Source organism: Acinetobacter sp. YH01021, from assembly GCF_013420255.1.
In the GTDB taxonomy this organism is placed as follows: Bacteria; Pseudomonadota; Gammaproteobacteria; order Pseudomonadales; family Moraxellaceae; genus Acinetobacter.
The window spans coordinates 49,919-62,485 of sequence record NZ_VOYO01000012.1; the positions used below are offsets into that span (position 1 = coordinate 49,919).

At 46.6% G+C, this 12,567-nt stretch carries 12 protein-coding genes; 1 reads left to right on the forward strand and 11 read right to left on the reverse strand.

Going from position 1 to position 12,567, the window contains the following annotated elements; genetic code table 11:
* Nucleotides 1-63 precede the first annotated feature (63 nt).
* On the reverse strand, nucleotides 64-636 hold the full coding sequence (locus tag FTT86_RS09965) for an alpha/beta hydrolase (RefSeq protein ID WP_180181104.1): 573 nt from the start codon (nucleotides 634-636) through the stop codon (nucleotides 64-66).
* Nucleotides 637-786: 150 nt separating this feature from the next.
* The gene (gene ffh, locus FTT86_RS09970; RefSeq protein ID WP_004279196.1) at nucleotides 787-2,193 is read right to left on the reverse strand and encodes a signal recognition particle protein; all 1,407 of its coding nucleotides are present in this window, start codon (nucleotides 2,191-2,193) and stop codon (nucleotides 787-789) included.
* A gap of 138 nt (nucleotides 2,194-2,331) precedes the next feature.
* On the opposite strand from ffh, the gene FTT86_RS09975 reads away from it, so the two are divergent.
* The gene (locus FTT86_RS09975) at nucleotides 2,332-3,141 is read left to right on the forward strand and encodes an inner membrane protein YpjD (protein WP_114541386.1); all 810 of its coding nucleotides are present in this window, start codon (nucleotides 2,332-2,334) and stop codon (nucleotides 3,139-3,141) included.
* Nucleotides 3,142-3,200: 59 nt separating this feature from the next.
* Here the strand turns inward: FTT86_RS09975 and FTT86_RS09980 are convergent, their stop codons facing one another.
* The 9 genes from FTT86_RS09980 to paaE all read right to left on the reverse strand — a co-directional run bounded on the left by FTT86_RS09980 (nucleotide 3,201) and on the right by paaE (nucleotide 12,551).
* On the reverse strand, nucleotides 3,201-3,962 hold the full coding sequence (locus tag FTT86_RS09980) for a class I SAM-dependent methyltransferase (RefSeq protein ID WP_180181105.1): 762 nt from the start codon (nucleotides 3,960-3,962) through the stop codon (nucleotides 3,201-3,203).
* Between the two features lie 129 nt (nucleotides 3,963-4,091).
* Nucleotides 4,092-4,700, reverse strand: coding sequence for a DapH/DapD/GlmU-related protein (locus tag FTT86_RS09985; protein WP_180181106.1), 609 nt, complete (start codon nucleotides 4,698-4,700; stop codon nucleotides 4,092-4,094).
* A 31-nt stretch (nucleotides 4,701-4,731) separates the two neighbouring features.
* A complete protein-coding gene (locus FTT86_RS09990; protein ID WP_180181107.1) occupies nucleotides 4,732-5,670 on the reverse strand; it encodes a PaaX family transcriptional regulator C-terminal domain-containing protein in 939 nt (312 codons plus the stop codon).
* 63 nt (nucleotides 5,671-5,733) lie between these two features.
* Nucleotides 5,734-7,026, reverse strand: coding sequence for a phenylacetate--CoA ligase PaaK (gene paaK / locus FTT86_RS09995; protein ID WP_180181108.1), 1,293 nt, complete (start codon nucleotides 7,024-7,026; stop codon nucleotides 5,734-5,736).
* An 82-nt stretch (nucleotides 7,027-7,108) separates the two neighbouring features.
* Nucleotides 7,109-8,320, reverse strand: a complete 1,212-nt coding sequence (gene pcaF, locus FTT86_RS10000) for a 3-oxoadipyl-CoA thiolase (RefSeq protein ID WP_180181109.1) — start codon at nucleotides 8,318-8,320, stop codon at nucleotides 7,109-7,111.
* A gap of 11 nt (nucleotides 8,321-8,331) precedes the next feature.
* The gene (locus FTT86_RS10005; RefSeq protein ID WP_180181110.1) at nucleotides 8,332-9,885 is read right to left on the reverse strand and encodes a 3-hydroxyacyl-CoA dehydrogenase; all 1,554 of its coding nucleotides are present in this window, start codon (nucleotides 9,883-9,885) and stop codon (nucleotides 8,332-8,334) included.
* A gap of 3 nt (nucleotides 9,886-9,888) precedes the next feature.
* Complete coding sequence (paaG, locus tag FTT86_RS10010) at nucleotides 9,889-10,680, reverse strand: 2-(1,2-epoxy-1,2-dihydrophenyl)acetyl-CoA isomerase PaaG (protein WP_004279188.1); 792 nt, start codon at nucleotides 10,678-10,680, stop codon at nucleotides 9,889-9,891.
* A complete protein-coding gene (locus tag FTT86_RS10015; RefSeq protein WP_005104871.1) occupies nucleotides 10,680-11,450 on the reverse strand; it encodes an enoyl-CoA hydratase-related protein in 771 nt (256 codons plus the stop codon). The genes paaG and FTT86_RS10015 overlap by 1 nt, the downstream gene beginning before the upstream one ends.
* A 42-nt stretch (nucleotides 11,451-11,492) precedes the next feature.
* Complete coding sequence (gene paaE / locus FTT86_RS10020) at nucleotides 11,493-12,551, reverse strand: 1,2-phenylacetyl-CoA epoxidase subunit PaaE (RefSeq protein ID WP_180181111.1); 1,059 nt, start codon at nucleotides 12,549-12,551, stop codon at nucleotides 11,493-11,495.
* Nucleotides 12,552-12,567 lie beyond the last annotated feature (16 nt).

Sequence of the window (12,567 nt, forward strand, 5' to 3'; positions counted from 1 at the left end):
CAAGTCTCTTTTTGAACGCCATCTCATGTTAAATTTTAAAATTTAGTGAATACAACAACATGCTTAAACTTCGGATTTAATCAGATACGGCTCGATTACTTTCCAGAGCTCCGGCAGATCAGTACAGCCTTGGGAATCAATAAAATGTCCGTGATGCTTGGCATTCACCACAATCGCGTCCAGACTGTCCGCCTGTTCCAGACTAAATTCAGGCGCAACCTGATCATCGCCTTCAGAATAGATCACTACACGTTCTGCGATCTGCTGTTTGAGTAAATCGAAATCGATCTCAGCGGCATCAATAAACGGATTGACTTCATCTAAACGACCCAAGCGGCCATTAAATCCTGCGATCAATACCAATTGCTGAATCTTTTGCTGTTTTAATTCTCTGGATAAGTAATGCAATACAGCCACAGTTCCCAGGCTATGCCCGATAAAAATACTGTCTTCATCAATCCCCTCAATCTGCTCACGCATTTGCTGGTCCCACACCTCTAGCTTGGGTGTGGTCGATGGGTCAAGTCGCAGTACTTTTAAGCTGACATTTTCCTGTTGGGCTTTTTCCTGAATCCATGGAAACCAGTTTTCTTCAGGGCTTGCAGTATAACCATGGACGATGATCACTTGAGCCATTTTAAATTTCTCTTTGTTTTGTGCTGATGTTCCTGAGTCTGCCTGATTGGATTTTTATTTTGGGTAAGTAAATGTTGTTTTGTTTAAACCGGTTTTCTGATTGATACATAATAAAAAAGGCGCATTTCGCGCCTTTTTTAAATCAGAATCTTATTTCTTGTCATTGCCGCCGAACAGTGGACCCATGCCACCGCCGCCGCCAAACTGTTTCTGCAAACCACCGAGTGATTTCATCATTTTTGCCATACCTGACGGATTGGCAAATTTCTTCATCATCTTGGCCATTTGCGCATGTTGTTTAATCAACTTGTTGACTTCTGCCACTTCCATACCACAACCTGCTGCGATACGTTTTTTACGGCTTGGGTTCATCAAGTCCGGGTTACGGCGCTCTTTGATAGTCATCGACTGGATAATCGCTTCCATTTTCTTGACCTGCTTTTCAGGATTGGCTTGCGCCAACGCATCTTGCAGACCGGCATTGCTCATGCCAGGAAGTTTGTCCAGGAAGCCCATCATGCCGCCCATCTTGTTCATCTGCTCAAACTGCATCAGCATGTCTTCAAAGTTGAAGCTGCCGCCTTTTTGCAGTTTTTTCGCCATTTTTTCGGCTTTTTCTTTGTCGACCTTGCGTTCAAGTTCTTCGACCAAAGAAAGTACATCACCCATACCGAGAATACGCTGTGCAACACGCTCAGGATGGAATGGCTCCAAGGCATCGAGTTTCTCACCCATACCCAAGAATTTGATTGGCTTGCCGGTAATCGCGCGTACTGAAAGCGCTGCACCACCGCGCGCATCACCATCAGTTTTGGTCAGGATCACACCAGTTAAAGGCAAGGCATCATTAAATGCTTTGGCGGTGTTTGCCGCATCCTGACCGGTCATGGCATCGACCACGAACAGGGTTTCAGTCGGGTTAATCGCTGCATGCAGCTCTTTGATTTCACCCATCATGTCATCATCGATATGCAAACGACCTGCCGTATCGACAATCAGCACATCGGCAAACTGGATTTTTGCCTGTTCAATCGCGCGATTCACAATCGTAATCGGTTTTTCGTCTGCGCTAGATTCCAGGAAAATCGCACCGACTTCACCCGCGACAGTCTGTAGCTGTTTGATCGCAGCCGGACGATACACATCGGCAGAGACCATCGCGACTTTTTTCTTTTGACGTTCTTGTAAGAAGCGTGCAAGTTTCGCTGCAGTTGTTGTTTTACCTGCACCCTGCAGGCCTGCCAGCAGGACAACCACAGGTGGTTTTGCAGCGAGGTCGAGGCTTTCATTGGCCTCGCCCATCATTTTGGTCAATTCGTCATGAACGATTTTGACAAAAGCCTGCCCAGGAGATAACTGAGTCATCACTTCCTGGCCTAATGCTTCTTCCTTAACTTTCGCGATGAATTCACGAGTTACAGGTAACGCAACATCGGCCTCAAGAAGCGCCATACGCACTTCACGTAACGTATCTTTAATATTGTCTTCGGTTAGCTGCCCTGAGCCAGTAACATTTCTTAAACTCTGCGTGAGTCGTTCTGTTAAGGTATCAAACATTGCAAAATCCGCTTAAAATAGCCATGAGCAAAAAATTGTTTCTTAAAATAGAAAATTTATGCATAGAATGCTATAGGATACTGTAGTTCGCAGCGAATTTATATAAATGAATATTCATCACCCTTAAAAAGGTTTGACATGGTTAGCCTCCCCTTGGTTTATACGATCTTAGCATTAGTCGCTTATACCGCTTCCTTCTGGTATCTGTTCATTCATTTAATGTCTAAACGTGCTCCTAATCAATGGTTTGTATCGCTAACTGCCCTGCTTGGACTGGGCTTGCATGCGCTGGTCTTGTATGGTGATATGCACACCCCGCTGGGCATCAATTATGATGTCTTTGCCCTGTTTTCCTTTACTTCCGGTCTAATGCTATTACTCAGCATTATTTACAGTACTTATCGTCCAATTATCGCCCTGAATCTGATCGGAATTCCAGTAGCTGCCACAGGTTTGATCCTCGGCTTTGTGTTTACTCAGCCTGCAAAAATCATCGCACAAAACTCTTTGGGTCTGGATATTCATATTATTTTGTCTTTGTCTGCTTATGCAGTATTGCTCATGGCAACCATTCAGGCCGTAATTTTACGTTTTCAGGATCGTGAGCTGAAAAAGAAGCAGAAACGCCGGGTCTGGGTCAGTTTGCTACCCTCTTATCAGGACATGGAATCGCTCCTGTTTGATATGCTGATGACCGGTTTTGTTTTACTTACGCTCGCTTTGGGCTTTGGCTTTTTTACCATCGATAATTTCTTCGCCCAACATCTGGCACATAAAACTGCATTCAGTATTATTTCCTGGCTGGTTTACGGTTCACTATTAATCGGACACTGGAAGTTTGGCTGGCGTGGCCAGAAAGCCGTACGCTTTACTCTGCTCGGTTTTGGCTTGCTAGCACTGGGTTTTATTGGGTCTAAATTTGTGCTGGAAATGATTCTAGGGCGATAATTCTGAGCCTTGAATATTCAATTCATTGTTCAATAAACAGATTCTAGCTCTAATATTTTTTAAACGATTATACGCCCCGCACGCACTGATAATGGCCAGCTAATGACTCTAGGCAATTCCGGATCTTCCCATTCTGGCAATAAGGCATCTGCCAGTACATTTAGTGGATTATGTCCAAGTGCTTTAGTGGCAGCTTTCACGGCTGACCAGGTACTCATATAACCAATTAACTGATAAAAGTTCCATTCAACCTGTAATACAGGTGGCTGAATCGCCATTTCCTGAAATGGAAATGCTAGATTTTTATATCCTTCATCTACATGGCGACGTTCAGGCGGCCAGTACGGTGCAAGCGTCACCTCATAAAAATGCTTAAAATAATGATTCAGATGGGGCTCATCCACACTGAACACGCCATAGCTAATTAAAGCCAGAATGGCATTGGGTTTAGCAATCCGGCGAGCTTCTGCGTAGAATTTTTCCAGATCCAGCCAATGCGCTGCTTGAGCCACCGAAATCAGATCAATACTCTGGTCAGCACACGGGATCTTTTCAGCGAGTGCCTGACCATACTGAATTTTTGGATGCGGTTTGGCCTGAGCAATCTGTTCACTACTCGCATCAATAGCCATCACCTGATCAAAGTAATTCGCCAAAACTTCTGAAAGCTGTCCAGAACCACAGCCGACATCTACAGCCAATTTGGTACCTGGTGACAGCTCTGCCAATAGCTTTCCCAATGCATCCGGATAATGCGGACGAAACAGGGCATAATCCTGTGACTGCTGGGAGAAATTATCTTTAAATTCCCTATTTTCCATATATGCTTTCCAGATCAGTTTTATTTTAGTCTAAATAGCCGGTCAGGGAATGCAGTTGGAATTTGGTTTCAGTCACTTCCGGTTTTTAAAATGCAGAATTCATCCAATGAATAGAATCATGTTCTTAACTTAGTCATTCAAGCTATTCTGCTTGATCTGATACTCTGCCTTGAAGGCTTTATAGCTCAGCCGGTCTGCGGAGACTTCTGTTAAAGGACTAACCTCCTGCATCGAGGACAAGCAGCGCTCTGTCAGCTGAATATATTCCCGTGTCCCTTTGCTTTTCCAGTCAATTTCTTTGGCGTCCAGAGGACGGATGACCCGAGCAGGACTACCGAGCACCAATGAATTTTCCGGAATTTGAGCTTTGGCTTTAACCGTGCTATTGGCACCGACAATGGTATTTTCACCAATCTCGGCTTCATCCAGAATCACGCTGTTCATGCCGACCAATACATTTTTGCGAATGATACAACCATGTAAAATCGCGCCATGTCCGATATGGCCACATTCTTCGACCAGCGTGACACTGCCGGGAAAGCCATGAATGGTGCATGAGTCCTGAACATTGGCATTTTTCTGGATGTGAATCCCGCCAAAGTCGGCTCTTAAAGTAGCGAAAGGCCCGATATATACACCCTCTTCAATCACCACATCCCCGATCAGAACGGCTTGCGGATGCACATAAGCGCGAGGGCTGACCACAGGAATCACACCATCAATGGCATAACACGGCATTATTTTATTCCTTTAAAAATGCAGAATTAGATTAGCTGACGGCTTCCAGTCGCAAACCGCCAAAACGTTTATAAAATTGTGGATGCACCGGCGGCATCGAACCTTCCGAAGTTCGGGCGATCTCCATAAAAAACTCATCCCCTGCCCCAACTACAGTCTGATACAAATTACTGCTCAGATTACGGGCATTCAGGGAAAGCCAGTTGGATGGCAACAATTCAAAAGGCAGATTTGGATCTTTTAATAAAATCCGGCGGAATTGATGAATCAGTAAAATTCGCAACTGAAAAGCCTGAACCGGATCAAGTTCATCTTCCTGTTCCACCAGATGAAAGAATTCCCGGAAATCTGCAATAAATTTTTCATAGCGCTGATGCAGTTCCTGCACCGGCCAGTTGGTGGCGACCATGCGTTTCACGGTTGGATAGGATTCCTGCCAGAGCTGCAAGGTTTCAGCTTTAAACACCACGACTTGGTCGGTCATTTTCAGATTCAGCAGCAGGTTTTGCAGCTTCTGATGATCACAGCCCGGATAGGCCATGACATTGGTGGCGATATTGGCAAAGCCTAGCCATTCCAGTTCTTTTTTCAGAACCAGTTTATTTTCCAGTTCCACCGAACTGAGTAGCACCAGATCCCATTTCTGATCCCATTCAGTGTGCTGAAAACTGTAAATTTTTTGATCTGCCATAATAAAACGCTGGCGGCTGCTTTCGGTTACGCGATAATAACTGGTGCGACCAATTTTCTCAGACATCAGCCAGCCATTTTGGACCAGACGGAATACAGCGGTCCGTACCGATCGTTCATTAAACCCGAAGACATCCATGAGCTGAATCACGCTGGCCAGACTGATGATACCACCGCGGTGAAAAATACAGTCACCGAAGATGGTCATGATTAATGAGGTTCCGCTGAGTGCTTCAGTTTGAATAAAGTCATCAATTATTTGTTTTAATTTCGGATTCATTGCGTTTAACTTTACCTTATAGAAACTGGATGATAGACCATTTGGCTATCATCCAATAGTACTTCATGCAGACTTGCGGATATCAAACACGCGCTGTGCCTTGCCTTCAGAGCGTGGCAGACTCCCTTCAGGCAACACTTCGACACTTACGGTGATTCCGACCATGGTTTTAATCTGGCTTTTCAGCTGAGTTGCCAGCTGGTGCGCCATAATGTCACTGCTATCTTTACGCATTTCGGTACGGATATGCAATGTATCCAGATGTCCTTGTTTGCAAATCTGAATCTGATAGTTCGGAATCAGTTGCTGGATCTGTAAAATCTGCTCTTCAATCTGCGACGGGAACACATTGACCCCACGAATAATCATCATGTCATCACTACGGCCGACAATCTTGTCCATACGGCGCATGGTGCGTGCCGTGCCTGGCAATAAACGGGTCAGGTCACGGGTACGGTAACGGATTACCGGCATGCCTTCTTTAGTAATGGTGGTAAAGACCAGTTCACCCAGTTCGCCATCTGGCAGCACTTCGCCAGTTTCCGGATGGATAATTTCAGGATAGAAATGATCTTCCCAGATGGTTGGGCCATCTTTAGATTCCAGACATTCCATCGCCACGCCCGGTCCCATGACTTCTGACAGACCATAAATATCTAGGGCATCAATGCCCAGACGCTCTTCAATTTCCTTGCGCATTTCATTGGTCCATGGCTCGGCACCAAATACGCCAGTTTTGATTGAACAGTCTTTGGCTGTACCGAATTTTTTCTCCAGTGCTTCAATGATATTCAGGCAATACGATGGTGTCACCATCAATGCAGTCGGTTTAAAGTCATGAATCAATTGTGCCTGACGTTCTGTCTGGCCACCTGACATCGGGATTACAGTTGCACCCAGGCGTTCCACGCCATAATGTGCACCCAGACCACCGGTAAACAGACCATAACCATAGGACACCTGAATGGTATCTTTGCTGCTCAAACCGGCTGCTCGCAGGGAACGTGCCACCACATCCGACCAGACATTAATGTCATTTTGGGTATACCCCACCACCGTTGGCTGACCGGTGGTGCCAGAAGAAGCATGTACACGTACAATCTGTTCCTGTGGCACGGCAAACATGCCAAACGGATAGTTGTCACGCAAGTCCTGTTTGGTGGTGAACGGGAATTTAGCCAGATCGTCCAATGATTTGAAATCATCCGGATGAACGCCAGCTTCATCAAATTTCTTTTTATATACGGCACTGTTTTGATAAGCATGCTGGAGTGTCTTTTTCATACGCTGAAGCTGGACACTGCGCAACTCATCTACCGAAACCGTTTCAATCTTTTCCATTGCATTGTTATTCATATTCTTACTCCTGACACAGTCGTCCTGACCGCGATTTATTGCCTTAATTGAATGACATCCTTCATCTACTTTTCATCGATATTTAATCGATATTTTCTAAAATCAGTGCAACTCCCTGTCCGACACCAACACACATGGTGCAGAGTGCATATTTGCCTTTACGGCGTTTTAATTCTTTCATTGCGGTGATGACCAGACGGGTACCACTCATGCCCAGCGGATGACCCAGTGCAATCGCACCACCATTCGGGTTGATTCTGGCATCATCATCTTGCAGATCCAGCTCACGAATCACAGCCAGCGACTGTGCCGCAAAGGCTTCATTCAGCTCGATCACATCCATCTGCTCCAGACTGAGTCCGGTTTGCTTCAAGACTTTCTGTACCGCAGGTACAGGACCAATACCCATATATTTGGCTTCGACACCGGCACTGGCCAGCGCGACAATTTTTGCCTGAGGACGAAGACCATACTGATCGGCGAACTGCTGATTGCCTAGTAGAACACAGGCAGCACCATCGTTGACACCCGAAGCATTGCCGGCAGTCACTGAACCGCCTTCTTTACGAAATGGCGTTTTTAAAGCAGCCAGATTGTCCAGTGTCGTCTCTGCACGCGGGTGCTCATCTTGGGAAATGGTGAGAGTGGTTTTTTTCGGACCTTTCACCTCGACTGGTAGGATTTCTTCAGCAAAAATACCCTTTTGCTGTGCTACAGCAGTTTTTTGCTGACTGCGATAAGCAAATAGGTCCTGGTCTTCACGGCTAATTTGATACTTTTCAGCAACGTTTTCGGCTGTTTCCGGCATGCTGTCGACGCCAAACTGCGCTTTAAATTTTGGGTTGATAAAACGCCAGCCAATGGTCGTGTCATAAATTTCAGGGGTACGGCTAAATGCCGTGGTCGGTTTGGACTGCACAAAAGGCGCACGGCTCATAGATTCTACGCCACCGGCTAAAACAAATTGTGCTTCACCCGATTTGATGGCACGTGCTCCCAGTCCAATCGCATCCAAACCGGAAGCACATAAACGGTTTACGGTAAGTGCTGGAACAGATTCAGGCAGCCCTGCAAGTAAAGCAGCCATACGCGCCACGTTGCGATTATCTTCACCCGCCTGATTGGCACAGCCCAAGATCACTTCATCCAGTTCTGCCCATGGCAAGGCAGGATGCTGATCTTTCAGATATTGAATCGGTAGCGCTGCCAGATCATCGGCACGGATGCTGCTCAGTCCACCGGCATAGCGTCCGATCGGGGTGCGAATTCCATCAAAAATATAAACCTGTTCCATGATTCTTCCTTTTAGCCAGCAACACGTAATGGTTGCTGCTGAGTTTTCTGTGCATGTCCCTGCACCGCTTTCTTTGCTAAATATATACTAGTTCTATAGCGGTCTTCACCATAAATACGATACATATTTTCTAAAATTTGTAAAATTGTGTAATACCCAATTCTATCTGCCCACTCAAATGGGCCACAAGGATAATTAACACCATATTTCATAGCAGAATCAATATCTTGCTCTGATGAAATATCATGTAATACTGCTTCACAGGCTTCATTCACCAGCATGGCGATACTACGTATAACATAAAGACCTGGATGATCCTTAGACCAAATAGGTATCATATCCATACCTATGAGGAATAGCTCAACTGCCTGACGTTGTTCTTCATTACAAGCCGGTGATGCAACGACTGGAATTGCCTGAGCATTTGCCCAATCTGCATGCCAGTCCATCAACACCACAGGCTCATGCGGATAAGTCAGTTCAACCGACTCACCAAGCGATAATCGCAGGGAAACATCACCAATCAGGATTTCATTCTGTTCTGCCGCCTGAAAACTCAGCTCCAGATGAGAGGCCTGTTTTAAACGTTCAATCAGTGCTGCTGAATGTTGCCATTCGCCACGCACGATGACTTTTAATTTGTTCAATGATTTTGCATAACACACAGGCAATTCATATACAGGCGCAGGCTTGGACTGCGTGTAATCATAAAAACCCTGACCGGACTTGCGGCCATAACAGCCGGCATCGACCAGCTCTTTTTGAATCAAGGATGGGCGGTAACGTGGCTCATAGAAAAACTCCTGATAGACACTTTGCGTGACCGAGAAATTCACATCCTGACCAATCAGGTCGGTGAGTTCACACGGTCCCATGGCAAAACGGCCACATTCGCGCATGATGTAATCGAGCTGTTCCGGTGTGGTGGCATTTTCCTGCAAGGCGCGAAAGGCTTCGGCATAATACGGTCGTGCCACACGATTGACGATAAAACCGGGCGTCGATTTGGCCCGTACCGGAACCTTGTTCCAGTGCTTCATTAGCTCAAATACTGCATCGGCAAGAACTGCTGATGTTTTCAGTCCACGGATAATTTCCACCAGCTTCATCACCGGCGCCGGATTAAAGAAATGCAGCCCAATCACCCGTTCCGGATGCGGAATCGCCGAAGCAATTGCAGTAATGGAAATTGAAGAAGTATTGGACGCAAAAATGGTCTGCTCCGGGCAAATGGCAGCCAGCTGTTGAAACAGGTTCTGTTTCACTTCTTTCTTCTCGACAATAGCTTCAATAATCAAGCCCGCATCGGCAAGCTGTTGAATATTCTCTGCCACAATCAGATTGGCGAAGGTACTCTCCAGCAATTGCTGGGTCATTTTGCCATTTTGTACGCGCTTGCTCAGCTGCGCCTCTAAAGCAGTCAAGGCACTCTGAACTTTGCTGCAATCGAGATCAAACACATAGGTCGGATGCCCGTGCATGGCTGCCAGTTGTGCAATGCCAATCCCCATGGTTCCAGCACCGACCACAGCAACTTTGACTTGTTCCAAATTGATCTGTTGCATGATTTAGCATCCTTTATATTCAGGGGTACGCTTCTGCATAAAGGCTTGTACACCTTCCTTATAATCGCTTGAACGTCCAGCCAGACGTTGCAGGTCACGTTCCAGAATGAGCTGCTCATCCAAATTGTTTTCTGCTGCGGCATGAATGGCTTTTTTGATCAGGGACAGACCATAGGTCGGTTGCTGCGCCAGATGCTCTGCCAGTTTTTTCGCTTCTGCCTGCAATTGCTCATCTTCAACCACTTGCCAGATCATGCCGAGTTGTACTGCGCGCTCAGCCGGAATTTTATCGCCAAGCATGGCAAGACCCATCGCTTGGGCACGGCCGACCAGACGCGGCAGGAACCAGGTACCGCCTGAATCTGGCACCAAACCAAGACGGCAGAAGGCTTGAATAAATGAGGCTGATTTTGCTGCCACCACAATGTCACACGCCAGGGCAATATTGGCGCCTGCCCCTGCTGCCACACCATTCACCGCACAAATCACGGGTTTAGGCATTTCGGTAATCAACTTGATCAAAGGGTTGTAGTATTTTTCAATCGACAGGCCTAAGTCCGGTGCATCGGCATTCGGATCGACCACACGATCATTCAGATCCTGACCAGCACAGAAACCACGACCTTCTGCTGAAATCACTACGGCACGAATCTGGCTGTCTTTGGCCCAGGCCTTGATGACTTTAGAGACTTCCTGATGCATGGTTTCATTAAAACTGTTGAGCTGTTTTGGACGGTTAAAGGTCAGGTAGCCCACTGCATTTTTTTCTTCGACAATAATTGTTTGATAATCCATTACACACCTCTAAATTCTGGTTTTCTTTTTTCTAAAAATGCATTGATGCCTTCCTGGCGATCTTGGGTCGCCGCCAGCCAGACAAAATGTTGACGTTCAAGTTTCAGTCCCTGACTTAAAGTCACTTCATGAATCGACTTTAAAGATTGCTTGATGGCACGAATGGCCAGCGGTGCCTGCTTGGCAATTTTTTCTGCCAGTTCCAGTGCGTATTGCACGGTCAATCCTGCCGGACAAACCTGGCTACTAATGCCATGTTGCAAGGCTGTTTGTGCCGAAATCATTTCACCAGTCATGGCCCAGCGCATCGTTAATTGCTGACCGACCAGACGGGCCAGACGCTGGGTTCCACCGGCACCCGGCAACATACCTAAACCGATTTCAGGCAAGGCAAACTGGGCATTTTCTCCGGTCAGCACCATGTCACCATGCAAAGCCAACTCGAAACCTGCACCAAAAGCATAACCATTTACGGCCATGATTAAAGGCTTGGAAAATTCATCAATTTTTTTCCAGAGCAGTGGGCGTTGGTCTTGCTGGATGCTGACCACATCTAACTGCGCCAGCTCATTTAAATCAGCACCGGCAGCAAAGCATTGCGTATTTCCGGTGATGACCACGGCTTTCACAGCAGCATCTGTTTCCAAGTCCTGTAGACAGGCTGCAATGTTTTGCAAGGTGGCATTGTTTAAAGCATTGCGCTTTTCTGGACGATTTAGCTCGATCAGTACCACACCCGGCTTGGGTGAGCTGGTTTTAATGTAGGTCATCCTTGAACTCCTGCTATGCTCGCGGTGCTGTAAATTCAGCTTTTATTCATCAAAACTGAGTCGGACATTGGCCGTGGTTGGACGTGCCTGACAACTGAGCACATAGCCTTTCTGAATTTCATCTTCTTCCAGACTGTAATTCACCGCCATTTCAACCTGTCCCTCTAACACCTTACATTTACAGGTGGCACAAACGCCGCCCTTACAGGCATATGGCAGGTCGGCTCCGGCACGTAGCGCAGCATCTAAAATACTGTCATCCTGCTTAGAGACTTCAACAATCAGCTCGCGACCATCGAGGATGATATTGACGCGTTCTTCGCTGCGGCTTTCCATCTGCTGGGCGGTTGCTTTCGGTGCAGTACCCGTATTGAAGCGTTCCGTATGAATCTTGCTGTGTTGAATGCCCCAAGTCGGTAATACCGTTTCGACTGCTGTCATCATTTCTTCAGGACCGCAAGCGAAACAGTGATCTGCTTCGGCAGAAATCAGATTGGCCTGAAATAACTGCTGCAATTTGTCTGCATCAATCCGACCATTAAAGATGTCACTGTCATTCAGTTCACGTGAAAAAATATTTACCAGTTGCAGACGTTCCTTAAAACGGTCTTTCAAGTCCATGATCTGTTCAGAGAACATGGTCTGTTTCCAGGAGCGGTTGCCATATACCAGAGTGAATGTTGCTTCCGCTTGACGGTTCAACACCGACTTTACAATCGATAAAATTGGCGTAATGCCACTGCCTGCTGCAAATCCTAGATAATTCTGGCCACCAGCCTTGGCGGCTTTCTGAAAGAACACCCCTTGCGGTGGCATGACTTCTAGTACATCGCCCGCTTTGAGATGCGTATTGGCCCAGGTTGAAAACTGACCCTGATCAATTTTTTTAATCGCAATGCTCATGTCTTCCTGAGTATCACTGCAGATCGAGTAGCAGCGGCGCAGCTCGCCGTCATCAGTTAAATGACGAATGGTGAGGTGCTGACCCGGCTGATATTGAAAAGTATCCAACTGCTCAGGCGCGAGATCAAAGGCAATGCAGATCGCCTGCTCGGTTTGTGGCTGAATCGATTTAATGGTTAATGGTATAAATTGGCTCATGGCAAAATCCTTCTTT

Bases quoted from the DNA above. Each gene is read 5' to 3' on its own strand.
- FTT86_RS09965 (WP_180181104.1), bottom strand. From the start codon at position 636: ATGGCTCAAGTGATCATCGTCCATGGTTATACTGCAAGCCCTGAAGAA.
- ffh (WP_004279196.1), bottom strand. From the start codon at position 2,193: ATGTTTGATACCTTAACAGAACGACTCACGCAGAGTTTAAGAAATGTT.
- FTT86_RS09975 (WP_114541386.1), top strand. From the start codon at position 2,332: ATGGTTAGCCTCCCCTTGGTTTATACGATCTTAGCATTAGTCGCTTAT.
- FTT86_RS09980 (WP_180181105.1), bottom strand. From the start codon at position 3,962: ATGGAAAATAGGGAATTTAAAGATAATTTCTCCCAGCAGTCACAGGAT.
- FTT86_RS09985 (WP_180181106.1), bottom strand. From the start codon at position 4,700: ATGCCGTGTTATGCCATTGATGGTGTGATTCCTGTGGTCAGCCCTCGC.
- FTT86_RS09990 (WP_180181107.1), bottom strand. From the start codon at position 5,670: ATGAATCCGAAATTAAAACAAATAATTGATGACTTTATTCAAACTGAA.
- paaK (WP_180181108.1), bottom strand. From the start codon at position 7,026: ATGAATAACAATGCAATGGAAAAGATTGAAACGGTTTCGGTAGATGAG.
- pcaF (WP_180181109.1), bottom strand. From the start codon at position 8,320: ATGGAACAGGTTTATATTTTTGATGGAATTCGCACCCCGATCGGACGC.
- FTT86_RS10005 (WP_180181110.1), bottom strand. From the start codon at position 9,885: ATGCAACAGATCAATTTGGAACAAGTCAAAGTTGCTGTGGTCGGTGCT.
- paaG (WP_004279188.1), bottom strand. From the start codon at position 10,680: ATGGATTATCAAACAATTATTGTCGAAGAAAAAAATGCAGTGGGCTAC.
- FTT86_RS10015 (WP_005104871.1), bottom strand. From the start codon at position 11,450: ATGACCTACATTAAAACCAGCTCACCCAAGCCGGGTGTGGTACTGATC.
- paaE (WP_180181111.1), bottom strand. From the start codon at position 12,551: ATGAGCCAATTTATACCATTAACCATTAAATCGATTCAGCCACAAACC.